A 16,838-nucleotide genomic window follows, 5' to 3' on the forward strand; every position below is an offset into this window, starting at 1 on the left:
AATCACCTTAACACCAAAAGGAGGTGGCTGGTTACGTAAATTTTGTCCGACCTAGCTTCTGGTTGCGCTTGCCCATCCAACTAACCTAGGGTTGTTTGAGGCTTACTACCATAACCTATTTCAACAAAAACGCCCAACCGAGGCTGGGCGTTGTAGTGGTTGACTTAGTCGTCGCTGTCTTTTTTCTTAAAATCCCCGTTTTTGATCTGGTTGATCAACTGTAGCCAACTGAATGGGTTTAGCAAGGGGTTGGACGTGTACGGCGAAGGTGCCGTGCCCATGCGCCGGTTATAGTCGTTTTGTTGGAGCTGCATGGTTTGCCGGTAGTTGCCCATGCTCGTAACAGGAGCATTGTTGAAGATGCGCTGCATAATCTCGGGGCTGAGGTTTTCGGCGGCCCGCGAACCTCGTTGCTTGGGCAAGCGCAGGGCTAGGAAAGCTTGCTTAAACTCCTTTTCGGTAGCATAAGGGAAGATGCGCACTTCGGGCAGAATGGTAGCATCTTCCTTCAGCTGCACAATCACGGAGTAGCTCTGGCGCGTGTAGTCGGCGGGCACTACCACGGTTTGGTTCCGGTAGCCCAGCGACCGAATGATGATACTATCGCCGGCTAACACTGGCAGCGAAAAGTATCCGTACTCGTTGGTAGCCGTACCGCGACCAGCTTTCGGAACGAAGATGGAGGCGCCCGGCACCCCTAGCAAACTGTCGCCCGTGGCCACAATACCCGTGAACTGCACTACGGCCCTCTGCCCTTGCGCGCGTGCTGGCGCGGCCACGCCGACCAACACGATGATTAGAGCGAGAACTAAGCCCGCCGTAAGCAAACGAAATCGAACAAAACCAAACATACTGGGTAGGATAGACTACAATAATACGGCTCTTTCGGAGGGCACCGGCCGCTTTGCTGTAAATTTGTTGACACTCAAGCGGCACCTCCGCCTGCGTTTCGATAAAAGATGCGCCTAAAACACTTTACCGTTGCATTCGGCCAGCAAGTATTTAAAGCATTCGGCGACGAGTCGCGGGTACGCATCCTGCATTTGCTGTGGCGTAATCAGGAAATGTGCATTTCTGACCTGGAACAAGTGCTCGACTTCACGCAAACGAAAACGTCGCGCCAACTCTTATACTTAAAAAACGCTGGGCTTGTAAGCTTCCGACGGCTTGACAACTGGGTATTCTATTTCCTGAAGGATGAAACGGCCGATCTAGTTCAACAACTACTCGCCTTCATGGAGCGCGACCCGCAGCTCATGCACGACCAACAGATCTATAAAACGTTGTGGTCGAACCGGGAGCTAGCCGCGTACAAACTACAGAACCGCCGCTGGACCGGCACCATCTCCGAATGAAACTCGACCATCATCTTTTTGTCTGCACCAACCAGAAAAGCGGCGTGGGTGAAGACCTAGCCAAAGCCCTAAAGAAGGAACTGAAGAAGCAGCATCTCAAGTCCGTCTTTGCGGATGGAGAGAAATACAAGAACCGCGTGCAAACCTGCAACTGCTTGGATTTGTGTAAGCATTGCAAGAAAGGCGACGGCGCCGCTGTGGTTGTTTATCCCGAAGGCATCTTCTACGGCGACGTAGAACCTAGCGACGCTGCCGAAATCGTGCACGACCACCTAGGTGCGGGCCAAGTAGTTACGCGTTTACTACTTGACTGATTGTCGCGCCGAACCGTTTGTCATTCCGAACGCAGTGAGAAATCTGGGGTTGAGTGTTTGTGCGTCGCAACTCAGATTCCTCACTGCGTTCGGAATGACAGCCGCTATTGTTAACTATTAACTGATACCTGTTACTTGAAAACCTACCGCCACCTCTTCTTCGACCTCGATCATACCCTCTGGGATTTTGAAAAAAACGCAGATGAGACGCTCCGCACCCTATTCGAGCTCCACAACCTAGGTCGCTACGGCTTCTCCGTCGATACGTTTATTGCGCGTTATAGCGAAGTAAACCACGCGCTGTGGCGGCTCTATCAAGCCAATAAGATCGGCCAGAAGGAGTTGCGCAGTATCCGTTTTACACGCACCCTCACCAAGCTAGGGGTGCCCGAAGACGAAATACCAACGGATATCTCGGACCAGTTTACGGACATATTGCCGTACAAATCGGCGGTGTTCCCTTACACACACGAAGTGCTCGACTACTTGCGCGACAAAGGCTACGTGATGCACTTGATTACGAATGGCTTCCAGGACATTCAGCATATCAAGCTAGCCTCTTCCCGCCTCACCGACTACTTCGTGGAAGTCGTTACCTCCGAGCACATTGGCTGCTTGAAGCCCGACCGCCGCATCTTCGACCATGCCCTGGAGCGCGCCGGCACCACGGCCGCTGAAAGTCTGATGATCGGCGACAACCTAGAGTGCGACGTGCTGGGTGCCTACAATGCGGGTATCGACCAAGTGTATTTCAACCCCGAAAAGCGCCGTCACTCCGCCCAGATTACTTACGAAATCAGCTGTTTGAGCGAATTGAAGAGAATTCTGTAGCAGCTATGGACAAGTATTTTACAGAACAGATTTTACCGTTATTAGGCCTTTTGCTGCTACTAGTAGTTGGTGGTAAGGTTGTTTGGCGCTGGCGGGTACTACATGGAGACCAAGCTCCTGCTACAGTGTATCAATTATTAGGAAAGCAGGGCTCAGGCAGTAGTGGCGTATATGAGATGCGTGTACGCTATGAGCACCCACAACGCGGACTCGTAACTGCATTAGTGCAAACCTCGCACAGTCAGCATGATGCTATGAACGTAGGAATGCCAATCGACATATCTTATATTTCTACTGCTCCATTTGAAGCTTTGCCTACTGCCGAAACATCTGTTACATGGCAGTATGGTATTGCGCTACTAGTCAGTCTTATGCTAATGGCACCTCTACTAAATACCTCTCGCCAGCAGTGATAAACAACAAGGCTCTTGTTGCTAGTAACTCGTATGCTATTGGGTTATCCTCAAAATCTACAGTCTACCTTTGCCCCACCCTCTCTTACATCAACCAACCCCGAAAATAATGGCCAACGGCTTTTTTAACGTTCCCACCCCCATCAACGAACCCGTTAAAAGCTATGCTCCCGGCACCAAAGAACGTGCGGAGCTACAGCAAGCGCTGAAGGAACTGAAGCAACAGCACCTCGACATTCCGATGTATATCGGCGGACAAGAGGTGCGCACCGGCAACACCATCACCATTTCGCCACCCCACGACCACCAATACAAGCTAGGTCAGTTTCACGAAGGCGATGCTAGCCACGTAACCCAAGCCATTGAGGCGGCCCTCGCCGCTCGTGAGCAGTGGGCTTCGCTGCCGTGGGAGCACCGCGCCGGTATCTTCCTGAAAGCGGCCGAGCTGCTGGCCGGGCCGTACCGTGCCCGCCTAAATGCGGCTACGATGCTAGGTCAGAGCAAGAATGCATTCCAGGCGGAAATCGACGCAGCGTGCGAGTTGATTGACTTCTTCCGCTTCAACGCGCACTTCATGCAGGAAATATACAAGCAGCAGCCTGAGTCGGCGCCGGGCATGTGGAACCGCTTAGAGCACCGCCCGCTGGAAGGCTTCGTGTTTGCCCTTACGCCATTCAACTTCACTTCTATTGCTGGCAACCTACCTACGTCGGTAGCGATGATGGGCAACGTGGTAGTATGGAAGCCTGCTTATCCACAAGTGTACTCGGCTTACGTGCTCATGGAGCTGTTCCGCGAAGCGGGTTTGCCCGACGGCGTTATCAACCTAATCTATGTGGACGGCCCCGTTGCTGGTGACATCATCTTCAACCACCGCGACTTTGCCGGTATCCACTTCACCGGCTCGACGGGTGTGTTTCAGAACATCTGGGGCCTCATTGGCCAGAATATTCACAAGTATCGCTCGTACCCGCGCATCGTGGGCGAAACGGGCGGCAAGGACTTCATCATTGCGCACCCATCGGCGCATCCTCGTCAGGTAGCCACGGCTATTTCGCGCGGCGCCTTCGAGTTTCAAGGTCAGAAATGCTCGGCGGCTTCACGGGTGTACATCCCGCGCAGCATGTACGAAGCGGTGAAAGGCTACGTGCAAGAAGACCTAGCTTCGTTCAGAATGGGCGACGTAGAGGACTTCGGCAACTTCGTCAATGCTGTTATTACCGAAGGCTCATTCGATAAGCTAGCCCGCTACATCGATGCTGCTAAGGCTGATTCCAGCGTGGAAATCATTGCTGGCGGTGGTCACGACAAGTCGAAAGGCTACTTCATCGAGCCAACTGTCATCGTGACTAAAGATCCGAAGTACGTGACAATGTGTGAGGAGCTCTTTGGCCCCGTGCTGACGATGTACGTGTACGAAGACGCCCAATTTGAGGAAACGCTCACCCTCATCGATACGACGTCGCCTTACGCCCTCACCGGCGCTATCTTCTCCCAAGACCGCTACGCCATCGACCTAGCTTCGAAGCGTCTCGTGCATGCGGCTGGCAACTTCTACATCAACGACAAGCCTACTGGTGCTGTAGTAGGTCAGCAGCCCTTCGGTGGCGCCCGCGCCAGTGGCACCAACGACAAGGCCGGCTCCATGCTGAACCTGCTTCGTTGGACTTCGGCACGCGCCATCAAGGAAACCTTCGTGCCGCCGGTCGATTATCGCTACCCCTTCATGGGCGTGGAAACTGGCGAAGACCTAAACGTGACTGGTCAGGGCGGGTTCTAGACCTAGGTTCAGTTAAGAAAGCCGCTCCAGGGTGCTGGAGCGGCTTTTTATTTTGTTGTCTTTAACTACCCTCCTGCCTTATCATCCGTCACGAGCGGAATGCGCAGGCTCGCATAAATATCTGCTAGCAACAGCCGCGCACCTAGCTCTGGAATCTCTATAGCTTCTTCTGGCTTCGTGAGCAATTCACGTTGCCACTCGCTGCTTTCATTGGTCTGGTAGTACCACTCCACTGCTTGATATTGTTGGGAAATAAGCAGATAGTGTCGTAGGGAAGCCAAGCGTTGGTATCGAAACAGCTTCCATAACCAATCCCGGTCGGCGGTAAGAGGCGATATTACTTCAATAATTAGCACCGGGTAGCGCATGATCCGCTCGGCCGTCACGTCTTTATCGTGGCAGGTTACCATCACATCGGGGTAGGTGTAGTGAATACCTTCGGCTACTTCCAACTGCACGGTTTCGGTAAATACCCGGCAGCCTCGACGACGAACAGTCTGTCGTAATTCAGCAGCACAGTTCAAGACCAATTCATTATGATTGGCAGTGCCGCCCAACATCGCCATAATGTCACCGCGGTAAAACTCATGCCGTTCAGGCGAAGTTGCTTCGAAGGCCTGATATTCCTCAACGGTGTAAAGCCGCGCTGAAGGTTGCGTTTGTGCCATAGACCTAGGTTATCAATTCTCCTAAATATAGCCTTTCTGCTGCCGCTGCCGCAAACCTTTGTTCCCAAGGACTGAACTGCTACATTTGCCTCTATCCGTTTTTCATTTTTGTCTTTACTCGCAGTTCGTATGTTACTTGTCGTTCCTGCTCCCCAATATCAACCTTCCGATTACCTTCCCATTTTAGCCCAGCTAGGCTTTGCACTAGCGTTTGTAGCCTTTGCGATGGTCGTATCGCACTTGGTAGGTCCTAAGCGCAAGAGCACAGTAAAGGATAGCTCCTTCGAGTGCGGCATCGAATCGGTGGGCAATGCCCGTACGCCGATTTCGGTGAAGTACTTCCTGACCGCTATTCTGTTTGTGCTTTTCGACGTGGAGGTTATCTTTATGTATCCTTGGGCAGTCAACTTTCGTCAGCTAGGTACTGAAGGGTTTGTGCAGATGATTGTGTTCTTGGCTTTGCTGATGGCAGGCTTCGCTTACGTTATCAAAAAGGGTATCCTGAAGTGGACTGGCACTAATGCCTAAGTCTAACACTAGCAAACTTTTACTTTTCCGCTGGTGTTGGCTTTATAGGTTCTTACTTCCTACTCGACTTCTCTCATGAACGATATCCGAGTTCCCGAAATCAAAACAGTAGCCGCTCCCGACGGCATTGAAGGTGCTGGCTTTTTTGCCACTTCCATGGAGAAGGTAGTGGGCATGGCCCGCGCTAATTCCTTGTGGCCTTTGCCCTTTGCTACCTCGTGCTGCGGCATTGAGTTTATGGCCACCATGGGTGCCCACTACGACATCTCGCGTTTCGGCTCCGAGCGCCCGTCGTTTTCGCCGCGCCAAGCTGACTTGCTGATGGTGATGGGCACTATCGCCAAGAAAATGGCACCGATTGTAAAGCAGGTGTACGAGCAAATGGCCGAGCCCCGCTGGGTGCTGGCGATGGGTGCCTGTGCTTGCTCAGGTGGCATTTTTGACAGCTACTCTGTGCTACAAGGCATCGACCGCATCATCCCAGTCGACGTGTACGTGCCTGGCTGCCCACCTCGCCCAGAGCAGGTGTTGGACGGCTTGATGCGTGTGCAGGACCTAGCTAGAAACGAATCGTTACGTCGCCGCAACTCACCTGAATATCAGGAGCTGTTGTCTTCCTATAATATCAAATAAGTACTTGGTACTGGGTATTGAGTAATTAGGCTTTGCCTACATCTCAATACCCAGTACCAAGTACTCAATACTCCCAATGGCTGAACCGAACGAAGAATCTGCTGCCGCTCAAGCTGCTGCTGTTGCCGAAGAAGATCCGGCCAAGCTCTCCAACAACCGTGTGTTGACCAACTTACACCAGATGTTTGGCGAAGATGCCTTCACTGATGTAGAGGAGCCTTACGGTTTGCTAACGGCTACAACAACCCGCGAGCGGATTCATGAGATTATCGAGGCGCTGCAAGCCGAGCAGGAAATGCAGTTTCATTTTCTGACCACGATGTGCGGGATTCACTACCCTGATCATGAAGGCAAGGAGCTAGGTATGATCTATCACCTGCATAGCCTCGTGAACAACGTGCGACTGCGGCTGAAGATCTTCTTTCCAATCAGTGACCCAGTGGTACCGACACTCACCGACCTCTATGCCACCGCCAATTGGATGGAGCGTGAGGCGTATGATTTTTTCGGTATCATCTTCCCTGGTCACCCCAATCTTATCCGCATCCTGAATGTGGAAGACATGGACTATCACCCTATGCGGAAAGAATATCCGCTGGAAGATGGTACGCGTGAAGACAAAACAGACTTATTCTTCGGCCGTTAGGCCTCGACCTGATACTTATGGCAGTCAACGACACGCTAGCAGGTACCCACAAAATTATTCAAGAAGCGCGCGAGCAGCAGCATAACCAGCTAGTTCCGACGGTCAACGACTTCAACCAGGAGCTGACCACGCTAAACCTAGGTCCGACCCACCCGGCTACGCACGGCATCTTCCAGAACATCCTGCAAATGGATGGCGAGCGGATTGTGTCGGGCGTGCCGACTATCGGCTACATTCACCGGGCGTTCGAAAAAATTGCCGAACGCCGGCCATTGTACCAAATTACGCCCCTCACCGATCGGATGAACTACTGTTCGTCGCCCATCAATAACATGGGCTGGCACATGACGGTAGAGAAGCTGCTTGGCATCACGGTTCCGAAACGCGCACAGTACATGCGCGTAATTATGATGGAACTAGCCCGTATCGTTGATCACCTAATCTGTAACTCCATATTGGGTGTTGACACAGGTGCTTTTACAGGCTTCCTATACGTGTTCCAGGAGCGCGAGAAGGTGTACGAGATTTATGAAGAAGTCTGCGGTGCTCGCCTGACGACCAACATGGGCCGTATCGGTGGCATGGAGCGCGACTTTTCACCGGTAGCGCTAGAGAAGTTGCGCAAGTGGGTAAAGGAATTTCCAGCCGTTATGCGGGAGTTCCAGAGTATGTTTGACCGCAACCGCATCTTCATGGACCGCACCCAATACGTGGGTGGCATCACGGCAGAGAAGGCGCTGAACTACGGCTTCACAGGTCCTAACCTGCGCGCTGCCGGTGTCGACTACGACGTGCGCGCAATGAACCCGTATTCTTCTTACGAAGACTTCGATTTTGAAATACCGGTGGGCACTAACGGCGACACGTATGACCGCTACCTAGTGCGCAACGAAGAGATCTGGCAGAGCTTACGCATTATTGAGCAAGCGCTGGAAAACCTTCCCGAAGGCCCTTACCACGCCGACGCTCCTCATTACTACCTGCCTCCCAAGCAGGCTGTGTACAAGAACATGGAGGCCCTGATTTATCACTTCAAGATCATCATGGGCGAGATTGAAGCGCCTGTGGGTGAGGTGTATCACTCCGTGGAAGGAGGAAACGGCGAGCTAGGTTTTTACCTAATCTCAGATGGTGGCCGCACGCCTTATCGCCTGCACTTCCGTCGCCCGTGCTTCATTTATTACCAAGCGTACTCGGAAATGGTAGTAGGCCAATCGCTCTCCGACGCCATCGTGACGCTGAGCTCCATGAACGTAATTGCCGGCGAACTGGACGCGTAGTTTTTGCTGAACTTGACCCCTATGGAATCCACAACCGCGCCCACCAAGCCTCAGTTTTCGCCTGCTGCCCAAGTCGAAATTAAACGCTTACTCACCCATTACCCCGACGACCGCAAAAAGTCGGCCCTGTTGCCGGTGCTGCACATGGCACAAGCTGAGTTTGGCGGCTGGGTGAGCCCCGAAGTACAAGACTTAGTAGCTGATACGCTAGGTATCAAGCCGATTGAGGTGTATGAGGTAGCTACCTTCTACACCATGTTCAACCTGAAGCCCGTGGGCAAGCACGTACTGGAAATTTGCCGGACGGGCCCCTGCATGCTGCGTGGTTCTGATGAGCTAACTGCTCACCTAGAGCGCATCACGGGCGCCAAAGTGGGTGGACCCACCTCGGAGGATGGCTTGTTCACGCTGAAAGAGGTAGAGTGCTTAGCAGCTTGCGGCTTTGCTCCTATTGTGCAGGTTCGGGAGAAGTACTACGAAAAGCTAGATACTCCTGAGGCGGTAGACGCCATGCTTACTGAGCTTCGTAATCAGGTACACCGTCCTATTCTGCCTTGGGAAGAAGTAGGTTTGCCTAACTCATTGAAGAATAACTAACAGCTGGCCATCAGCACAACGCTTATTACTATGGGCCGCAAGCTATTAACTGAACATATCAACGTTGAAGGCATTGACACCTTTGAGGTGTACCGCAAACATGGCGGTTACCGCTCGGTGGAAAAAGCCCTTAAAACGATGACACCTGACGAGGTGGTGGAAGAAGTGAAGAAGTCGGGGCTGCGCGGCCGCGGCGGTGCTGGCTTCCCTACTGGCATGAAGTGGAGCTTCTTGGCAAAGCCAGAAGGTGTGCCACGTTACCTCGTCTGCAATGCCGACGAATCGGAGCCAGGAACCTTCAAGGACCGACAGCTGATGTCGAAGTTACCTCATTTGCTTATCGAGGGAATGATTACGGGCTCTTATGCCCTTGGGGCTAACACCTCGTACATCTATATCCGCGGCGAGCTATTGTACGTGCTGCGTATTCTAGAAAAGGCTATTGCTGAAGCGTATGCCAACGGTTTTCTAGGTAAAAACATCCTAGGTTCAGGCTACGACCTAGACCTACACGTGCACCCCGGCGGCGGCGCTTACATCTGTGGCGAGGAAACAGCTTTGTTGGAATCACTGGAAGGCAAGCGTGGTAACCCGCGCAACAAGCCCCCTTTCCCTGCTGTGCAGGGCCTCTACGCCCGCCCAACGGTGGTAAACAATGTCGAGTCCATTGCCGCTGTGCCCATCATCGTCAACATGACGGGTGACGAGTACGCGAAGATTGGCGTAGGTCGCAGCACGGGTACCAAGCTCATTTCTGCTTGTGGCCACCTGAATAAACCAGGCATTTACGAAATTGAGCTAGGTCTGCCCGTCGAGGAATTCATCTATTCCGATGAGTACTGCGGCGGCATCTGGAAGGGTCGGGAATTGAAGGCGGTGGTAGCCGGCGGTTCGTCAGTACCGATTTTACCTAAAGAACTGATCTTAAAGACTGCTGCCGGTGAGAACCGTTTGATGACTTACGAGTCACTCTCCGACGGCGGCTTTGTGACGGGTACTATGCTAGGTTCGGGTGGCTTCATCGCCATGGACGAAACGACTTGTATCGTTCGCAATACCTGGAATTTCTCACGCTTCTACCATCACGAGTCGTGTGGCCAGTGCTCACCGTGCCGCGAAGGAACAGGCTGGCTGGAGAAGGTACTGCACCGCCTAGAGTACGGTCACGGCCATATGGAAGACATCGACCTACTGGTAAGCGTCGCTAAGCAGATCGAGGGCAACACCATTTGCCCACTTGGTGAAGCGGCGGCTTGGCCCGTAGCTGCTGCCGTGCGTCACTTCCGTGATGAATTTGAGTGGCACGTGAAGCACCCACAAGAAGCAATACGCCCTGGTGCTGTCTATCCGGGTAAGGCTGTTTTGGCCTAAATTCAAAACAGTCACACTGAGCTTGTTGGCCTTTTTACCGCGGTGGCAACATCCTGATGGTATAAATGAAATGCCTCAACAAGCTCAGTATGATGAATAACCTTAATGTCTCCAACTTAAATGGCTAAAATAACATTTGACGGCATAGAGGTGGAAGTACCAGACGGTACCTCTATTCTCAACGCGGCGCGCACGATTGGCGGCAGCATCGTGCCTCCAGCCATGTGCTATTATACGCCGCTGCAAGGCTCAGGCGGCAAGTGCCGTGCTTGCTTGGTACGTGTGGCTGCTGGTTCAGCCAAAGACCCGCGCCCCATGCCCAAGCTAGTAGCTTCGTGCGTGACGCCAGTGCAAGACGGTATGGTAGTGGAAAATACCACTTCCGAGCAGGTGCTGAACGTGCGCAAAGGCATTGTGGAAATGCTACTCATCAACCACCCACTCGACTGCCCAGTGTGCGACCAAGCAGGTGAGTGCGATTTGCAGAACTTCGCCTTCGAGCATGGCGTGTCAACGACGCGTTACCAAGAAGAACGCCGCACCTTCGAGAAAATCGACATCGGCCCACTGATTCAGCTACACATGACGCGCTGCATCTTGTGCTACCGCTGCGTGTATACGGCTAATCAGATTACTGATAATCGTGTGCATGGGGTGCTAGGTCGCGGCGACGCGGCGGAAATCGGTACTTATATCGAAAACGTCATCGACAACGATTTTTCCGGTAACGTTATCGATGTGTGCCCAGTAGGTGCGCTGACCGATAAAACGTGGCGCTTTAAACAGCGGGTGTGGTTCACTAAACCCGTAAATGCTCACCGCGACTGCTCGCACGAGAAGTGCCCCGGTCGTGTAGTGCTGTGGTACAAAGGCAAAGATGTGCTCCGTGTGACAGCTCGCAAGGATCAGTACGGCGAGGTGAAAGAGTTTATCTGCAACGAGTGCCGTTTCGAGAAGAAGGAAACTGCTGACTGGGTAATCGAAGGTCCAGCACACATCGACCGTTCTTCGGTAATCTCGGCTAATCACTACGAGTTGCCTGTACTGAACCAGCAAGTAATTGCTGACCTGCCTGAAAGCTCTGTGCGCGACCTAGAGCAGAACCCACCCATGAAATTAGGTAACTAGACGATGGAACTTCCTGTACTAGGCTGGCAAGCCCTTGTAATTCTAGTGGTATTTGGCATTTCGCTGCTTATTGCTACGTATTCCACTTATGCTGAGCGTGTTATAGCAGCATTCTTGCAGGACCGTGTCGGTCCTGACCGTGCGGGCCCTTTCGGCCTTCTGCAACCCCTAGCCGATGCTGTGAAGCTCTTCACCAAGGAAGAGTTTTTCCCAGCTGGTGCTAACCGCGCGCTATTCGTGTTTGGTCCTTGCCTAGCTATGGTAACGGCACTGATGGCTTCGGCAGTTATTCCGTTTGGCAACTACTTGCAGTTCGGTACTACCATTATTCACCTGCAAGGCATTGAGGTGAACATCGGTATGCTGTACGTGTTTGGGGTCGTATCGCTGGGCGTGTACGGCATCATGATCGGCGGCTGGGCTTCTAATAACAAGTTTTCCTTGCTCGGTGCTATCCGGGCGGCTTCGCAGAACATCAGCTACGAGCTAGCTATGGGCATGGCCTTGATTGCCGTGCTGATGATGTCGGGCACACTGTCGTTGCGTGAAATCACCTTGCAGCAGTCGGTACCCGGCGAGTGGCACTTCTGGAACATCGTGAAGCAGCCCCTTGGCTTCATCATCTTCATCGTGTGTGCTTTCGCCGAAACGAACCGTACGCCTTTCGATTTGCCTGAGTGCGAAACGGAGCTCGTAGGTGGTTACCACACGGAGTATAGCTCCATGAAAATGGGCTTGTACTTGTTTGCAGAATACATCAACGTATTCGTGGCGTCGGCGGTAATGAGCGTACTGTATTTCGGTGGCTTCAACTTTCCTTTCCAATACGAGCTACGTGAGGCGATTGCGCAGTCGCAAGGCGCCGTAACTGCTCAGAACATCATCACCATTCTAGGAGTAGTGGCGGTGTTCATCAAAATCTTCTCGTTCATCTTCTTCTTTATGTGGGTGCGCTGGACGCTGCCGCGCTTCCGCTACGACCAACTCATGCGCTTGGGCTGGACGATATTGATTCCGCTAGCTATTTTCAATATCATCCTTACCGGTGGTCTGATTCTGTTACACGTTATCAAATAGCTGCTCATTCAGCGTCAACACCTAGGTTCAGTATCATACCGTCCTAGGCCCTTGAACAACATTCGACTATGCAATCCTTAAGCAATAGAGCCAAAAAGCTAGAAAAGAAGCCGATGACGCTGGCCGAGCGGGCCTATTTGCCGGCTATTTTTCAGGGCTTGAGCATCACGCTGCGGCACTTCTTTTCCAAAAAAGCGACGATCCGCTACCCTGAGGAGACGCGGCCCTTCTCCCCCGTGTTCCGCGGCTTGCACGTGCTAAAGCGCGACGAGCAAGGCCGGGAGCGATGCACAGCCTGTGGTCTTTGCGCCGTAGCCTGCCCCGCCGAAGCCATTACAATGGTGGCTGGCGAACGAAAGAAAGGCGAAGAAGGCTTGTACCGCGAAGAGAAGTACGCTGTTAGCTACGAAATCAACATGCTGCGTTGCATCTTCTGCGGCCTCTGCGAGGAAGCTTGCCCGAAAGCAGCTGTTTATTTGCAAGCTGATAAGATGGCGCCGCCACGTTTTGAACGTGACGAGTTCATCTACGGTAAAGACCGCCTCGTGGAGCCGGTGGCACCCGATACGCGCTCTAAGCGCGGCATCCAGCTGACACCTGAGCAAGCCCAAGCGCTGAATGCAAAGCTAGCTCAACCCGCTTAGGTGCCTGCGCGAAGCTCCAGCTTCGCTCCTCATCCGGCTTATTCGGATACTCATTGTTCAACGATGCACGAAGCTGGAGCTTCGCGCTACCCTCTGCGAAATGTCACCTCTCTTCTTCTTTCTGTCGTTTGTGGCGCTGTTCAGTGCACTTGGTGTGGTACTAGCCAAAAACCCAGTTCATAGCGTACTGTTCCTGATCTTAACGTTTTTTACGCTGTCGGGACATTACTTGCTGCTGAATGCGCAGTTTTTGGCGGCCGTCAACATCATCGTGTATGCCGGTGCCATCATGGTTTTGTTTCTGTTTGTAATTATGTTCTTGAACTTGAACGCGGAGACAGAACCTCACAAGTCTACTGTTTCGAAGATAGCGGCTGCTGTTGCAGGCGGTTTGTTGTTCGTGGTAATGGTAGCTGCCCTGCGCGACGTGCAACCCGGTACAACCTATAACGCCACTACTTTCGACTCACAGATCGGGATGGTCGGTCAGCTTGGCTTGGTGCTGTACCAGAAGTACCTGCTCCCGTTTGAGCTAGCCTCTGTGCTGTTCCTAACGGCCATGGTGGGTGCCGTCATGCTTGGTAAGCGCGAAACAGGGGAACGGCATTTCTAAGATAGATTCGACTTCTCTTCAACGAAAAACGGCAACTGAGCTTCAGTTGCCGTTTTTTATTTACTTAATTATCTCTGCTCAACATGCGTTGGCTGTGGAGCTTCCACCGGTTGGCGGCGCATCCAGGCAGGGCCACAGGCGACTTGCATTTTCTGCCGGAATTTTTCTTGCTGCTCCGGCGTCATGTCGGCCATGCGGGATTCTATTTTCTCGCGCCATAGCTGCTTCTTGCGCGCCCAGGTCATACCCGCTTGGCCGCCTCGGCCCCAGCCCCCGAACAGAATACGCGAGAGCAAGAGTAGCCCGAGCGTCTGAGCAAAGCTGATGCTAGGTCCGTGGAAAAGCACGGGTACTAGCCAGTTCCAAAGGCTCATAGTAACAAAGCCTGCGGCAGCCACAAACAAGGCAGCGAAGGCCACGAAGCGAAGGCCACGAAGTAGCCAGGAGTTACGGTTCATGGGTAGTGAGATGCGAAAGTGATGATGTTTGTAGGCTTGCTGGTTGCATCAACGACGCTTCTTACAAGTCAAGTCGCATCAATCTGTGAATAAATTAGTGTAAAGTGCCTGCAAACGCTGCCGCAGGTGTTGTACGGCGTAGTGTTTACGCGAAATCAACGTTTTGAGCGGCACGCCAGTTTCTTCCACGAGTTCCTTGAAGCTCTTGCCCTCCAGTTCGTGCCACACAAACACGTCGCGCTGATTTTTGGGCAGTTCTTCTAGCGCCTCGGCTAGGGCTTCCATGATGGTTTCACGCAGGAGCCGGTTTTCGGGGGCATCGTCGGGGGCTGGCAATACGTCGGCTAGCAACAAGCTTCCTTCTTCGTTATCGGCGTAGCGGAGCGTCTCGGTTTCTAGGGAGCTAGTTTTTTTGCGCCGATACAGATCGGTAATGCGATTACGGGCCACGCGAAAAAGCCAGGCAGCTACCTTTTCTACGGGCTTGAGCAGCCGGTAGCTCTCTACTAACTCGCCAAACACATCCTGCAGAATGTCTTCGGCATCGGCTTCGTCGGGCACACGGCGCCGGATGAAGGCTAGTAAGCGGGCACGTTGCTCCTGTACAGCCTCCTGTATCTGCCGGTCCTGTCCTGTCATGGTGGCCGTGGTTGCGCCGGTGGTGAGAGCTAGAGATTCCATTCTACTAGCGCAGACGAATATGGCTGCGAAATATTTTAAAGATGATAATTATTTTAAATGGGTGCTAAAGCAGCAAGCCTACCTGACTGACCGTTGCCGAATCAGCCAAGTAGGCTTGCTGGAAAGCAAGTTTGTTCGCAGAGGAGCTCTTAGAATCTAGCTGTCAGACCTAGCTTCAGGTACGACATGTCATACCCAACTTCGCCAAAGGCACCTAGCTTGTCAGAGAAGTAGTAACGCCCGCCGACAAAAATGCCTGAAGTGACGTAGCTAGCGCTGGTTTTGGAGTAGTACATATCGGTACCAGCATTGTCGGAATACCGCTCGTGCCGAATGCCTAGCGAAATACCAGCATAGGTGTCGAGCTTGGGATTCTCGAATACATCGTAGTGGTAAGTACCGCGGGCCGATACCATAATGTTGCTCCATGTGCCTTTGTAGCCGCCGGACTTCCAGCCGTAAGACTTATAGCCTACCATTCCACCTACGCCGATAGTGCCCGGCCCAACGTTGTCAGAAACCCCGTATTCGAAAGAGGCACTCATAGCAGGTGTAGAATGCAAGCCCGACAGCCCATAGCCGTACCCAAGTCCTAGCCCCACACCTAGGTTCAAAGCTTTGCTGCCTTTCACAAAAAGCTGGCTTGTGGCGGCTGCCTTCTTTGCCACGTTGAGTTCCGGAGTCGGAGTAGCAGCGCGCGTCGTCTCTACGGCAACTGTAGGCACTTCGGCAACGGGCTTGCTAGCAGGCGCTGTGGTGGTTGCCTTAGCGGCAGGCTTAACAACGGGCTTGGCCGTTGCCTTATAGCCAGAGCTTGTAGGCTTGGCTGTGGCAGGTTTAGCAGCCGTGGTAGTTTTGGTGGCTGCTACCGGACGCGTAGCAGGTTTGGTCTGTGCCAAAGCCGAGGCACTAGTTAAGGCGCAGAAAAGGAAAGCGGAGGTAAAGTACTTTTTCATGGTATGAGTTAAAGAGTTTAGAGTAGTAAGAGAAATGCAATTCCGACTGGGAACGATGCAAAATTACCCTACTCTCCTCCTGCCGTCAATCGCCTAATCATGTGACGCGCCTCACCCAATTATGTGATATTCTCCTATCTATAACTTTATAATACAGTCCATTCTTACAGCACAAGTCGTCTGACCTAATCACATTAACATGTTATGTCAGCTTCCGCAGAAATAGCGGGCTTGACAGACAATTGCTTCTGATTTCGGCAAAGTCACTTTCAAAAGGATGGTAAAAGCCTTTTTTAAAGCTCTGCTACTACTGCTTTACGCTTGAGCCAATTAAGTTCTGCTTAGAATGTTCCTCGCTTCGCGGCTTTTTCCGAATTTCGGATACCTTTGCTAGGTACTCACCCCCAGCCGAGCCTCGGCTGTTTCGCCGTTTTATCGGAACGTCCAACTGCATGGAACAGAATATCCCAGAAGTTATCCGCACCGTCCCGCTTCAATACTATATATATTTTGCTACGGCGCTATTTGCCATTGGCGTAACGGGCGTACTCACCCGGCGCAACGCCATTATCATTTTCATGTGCGTGGAGCTGATGCTCAACGCCGTAAATGTGCTGCTAACGGCTTTTTCTGCTTACCGATCTGACCCCAACGGTCAGATTTTCGTGTTTTTTATCATGGCTGTCGCTGCCGCCGAAGTATCGGTGGGGCTCGGTATCATCGTAATGATCTACCGAAATTTCCAGAACACGGACGTCAATCTTCTTAACCGCCTCAAGTGGTAGCTTTCAGCTGTGGTATTGCGCTATCCAGACCGCTGGATTCATAAGCGCAATCTGACGATCTGAATTCTCTTCCGCATCAA

21 protein-coding genes are annotated in these 16,838 nt (G+C 52.5%); 16 read left to right on the top strand and 5 right to left on the bottom strand.

Going from position 1 to position 16,838, the window contains the following annotated elements; all coding sequences use genetic code 11:
• Window positions 1-164: 164 nt before the first annotated feature.
• Complete coding sequence (locus SD425_RS23230) at window positions 165-851, bottom strand: carboxypeptidase-like regulatory domain-containing protein (RefSeq protein ID WP_324672783.1); 687 nt, start codon at window positions 849-851, stop codon at window positions 165-167.
• A gap of 108 nt (window positions 852-959) precedes the next feature.
• On the opposite strand from SD425_RS23230, the gene SD425_RS23235 reads away from it, so the two are divergent.
• From SD425_RS23235 to pruA, 5 genes are all read left to right on the top strand, one after another.
• Complete coding sequence (locus SD425_RS23235) at window positions 960-1,355, top strand: metalloregulator ArsR/SmtB family transcription factor (protein ID WP_324672785.1); 396 nt, start codon at window positions 960-962, stop codon at window positions 1,353-1,355.
• Complete coding sequence (locus SD425_RS23240) at window positions 1,352-1,669, top strand: (2Fe-2S) ferredoxin domain-containing protein (RefSeq protein ID WP_324672787.1); 318 nt, start codon at window positions 1,352-1,354, stop codon at window positions 1,667-1,669. Before SD425_RS23235 ends, SD425_RS23240 begins: the two co-directional genes overlap by 4 nt.
• A 135-nt stretch (window positions 1,670-1,804) precedes the next feature.
• The gene (locus SD425_RS23245) at window positions 1,805-2,500 is read left to right on the top strand and encodes a YjjG family noncanonical pyrimidine nucleotidase (protein ID WP_324672789.1); all 696 of its coding nucleotides are present in this window, start codon (window positions 1,805-1,807) and stop codon (window positions 2,498-2,500) included.
• Between the two features lie 5 nt (window positions 2,501-2,505).
• Window positions 2,506-2,913: a hypothetical protein gene (locus SD425_RS23250; RefSeq protein ID WP_324672791.1), complete on the top strand. Its 408-nt coding sequence runs from the start codon at window positions 2,506-2,508 to the stop codon at window positions 2,911-2,913.
• Window positions 2,914-3,022: 109 nt separating this feature from the next.
• Window positions 3,023-4,693 carry an L-glutamate gamma-semialdehyde dehydrogenase gene (gene pruA / locus SD425_RS23255; RefSeq protein WP_324672793.1) on the top strand — a complete coding sequence of 557 codons (1,671 nt, stop codon included), beginning with the start codon at window positions 3,023-3,025 and terminating at the stop codon, window positions 4,691-4,693.
• A 65-nt stretch (window positions 4,694-4,758) separates the two neighbouring features.
• Here the strand turns inward: pruA and SD425_RS23260 are convergent, their stop codons facing one another.
• Window positions 4,759-5,361 (bottom strand): Uma2 family endonuclease, encoded by a 603-nt coding sequence (locus SD425_RS23260; protein WP_324672795.1) that lies wholly within the window; start codon window positions 5,359-5,361, stop codon window positions 4,759-4,761.
• A 129-nt stretch (window positions 5,362-5,490) separates the two neighbouring features.
• Here SD425_RS23260 and SD425_RS23265 point away from each other — a divergent pair, with 129 nt between their 5' ends.
• The 10 genes from SD425_RS23265 to SD425_RS23310 all read left to right on the top strand — a co-directional run bounded on the left by SD425_RS23265 (window position 5,491) and on the right by SD425_RS23310 (window position 13,878).
• A complete protein-coding gene (locus SD425_RS23265; RefSeq protein WP_324672797.1) occupies window positions 5,491-5,889 on the top strand; it encodes an NADH-quinone oxidoreductase subunit A in 399 nt (132 codons plus the stop codon).
• 75 nt (window positions 5,890-5,964) lie between these two features.
• Window positions 5,965-6,522 carry an NADH-quinone oxidoreductase subunit B gene (locus SD425_RS23270; protein ID WP_324672798.1) on the top strand — a complete coding sequence of 186 codons (558 nt, stop codon included), beginning with the start codon at window positions 5,965-5,967 and terminating at the stop codon, window positions 6,520-6,522.
• A gap of 76 nt (window positions 6,523-6,598) precedes the next feature.
• A complete protein-coding gene (locus tag SD425_RS23275) occupies window positions 6,599-7,168 on the top strand; it encodes an NADH-quinone oxidoreductase subunit C (protein WP_324672800.1) in 570 nt (189 codons plus the stop codon).
• Window positions 7,169-7,185: 17 nt separating this feature from the next.
• On the top strand, window positions 7,186-8,448 hold the full coding sequence (nuoD, locus tag SD425_RS23280) for an NADH dehydrogenase (quinone) subunit D (RefSeq protein ID WP_324672802.1): 1,263 nt from the start codon (window positions 7,186-7,188) through the stop codon (window positions 8,446-8,448).
• A gap of 21 nt (window positions 8,449-8,469) precedes the next feature.
• Window positions 8,470-9,045, top strand: coding sequence for an NAD(P)H-dependent oxidoreductase subunit E (locus tag SD425_RS23285; RefSeq protein ID WP_324672804.1), 576 nt, complete (start codon window positions 8,470-8,472; stop codon window positions 9,043-9,045).
• A 30-nt stretch (window positions 9,046-9,075) separates the two neighbouring features.
• Entirely contained in the window at window positions 9,076-10,416 is a 1,341-nt protein-coding gene (gene nuoF, locus SD425_RS23290) for an NADH-quinone oxidoreductase subunit NuoF (protein WP_324672806.1), read from the top strand.
• A gap of 120 nt (window positions 10,417-10,536) precedes the next feature.
• On the top strand, window positions 10,537-11,544 hold the full coding sequence (locus SD425_RS23295) for a 2Fe-2S iron-sulfur cluster-binding protein (RefSeq protein ID WP_324672808.1): 1,008 nt from the start codon (window positions 10,537-10,539) through the stop codon (window positions 11,542-11,544).
• A 3-nt stretch (window positions 11,545-11,547) separates the two neighbouring features.
• Window positions 11,548-12,621 carry an NADH-quinone oxidoreductase subunit NuoH gene (gene nuoH / locus SD425_RS23300; protein ID WP_324672810.1) on the top strand — a complete coding sequence of 358 codons (1,074 nt, stop codon included), beginning with the start codon at window positions 11,548-11,550 and terminating at the stop codon, window positions 12,619-12,621.
• A 68-nt stretch (window positions 12,622-12,689) separates the two neighbouring features.
• On the top strand, window positions 12,690-13,265 hold the full coding sequence (locus tag SD425_RS23305) for a NuoI/complex I 23 kDa subunit family protein (protein WP_416381014.1): 576 nt from the start codon (window positions 12,690-12,692) through the stop codon (window positions 13,263-13,265).
• Between the two features lie 100 nt (window positions 13,266-13,365).
• Window positions 13,366-13,878 (top strand): NADH-quinone oxidoreductase subunit J, encoded by a 513-nt coding sequence (locus SD425_RS23310; protein WP_324672813.1) that lies wholly within the window; start codon window positions 13,366-13,368, stop codon window positions 13,876-13,878.
• 68 nt (window positions 13,879-13,946) lie between these two features.
• Here the strand turns inward: SD425_RS23310 and SD425_RS23315 are convergent, their stop codons facing one another.
• From SD425_RS23315 to SD425_RS23325, 3 genes are all read right to left on the bottom strand, one after another.
• Entirely contained in the window at window positions 13,947-14,336 is a 390-nt protein-coding gene (locus SD425_RS23315; protein WP_324672815.1) for a hypothetical protein, read from the bottom strand.
• Between the two features lie 78 nt (window positions 14,337-14,414).
• A complete protein-coding gene (locus SD425_RS23320) occupies window positions 14,415-15,017 on the bottom strand; it encodes a sigma-70 family RNA polymerase sigma factor (protein WP_324672817.1) in 603 nt (200 codons plus the stop codon).
• 149 nt (window positions 15,018-15,166) lie between these two features.
• Window positions 15,167-15,973 (bottom strand): hypothetical protein, encoded by an 807-nt coding sequence (locus tag SD425_RS23325; protein WP_324672819.1) that lies wholly within the window; start codon window positions 15,971-15,973, stop codon window positions 15,167-15,169.
• A gap of 452 nt (window positions 15,974-16,425) precedes the next feature.
• On the opposite strand from SD425_RS23325, the gene nuoK reads away from it, so the two are divergent.
• A complete protein-coding gene (gene nuoK, locus SD425_RS23330) occupies window positions 16,426-16,758 on the top strand; it encodes an NADH-quinone oxidoreductase subunit NuoK (RefSeq protein WP_324672822.1) in 333 nt (110 codons plus the stop codon).
• Window positions 16,759-16,838 lie beyond the last annotated feature (80 nt).

Origin of the sequence: Hymenobacter sp. GOD-10R (assembly GCF_035609205.1) — a bacterium.
GTDB lineage: Bacteria > Bacteroidota > Bacteroidia > Cytophagales > Hymenobacteraceae > Hymenobacter.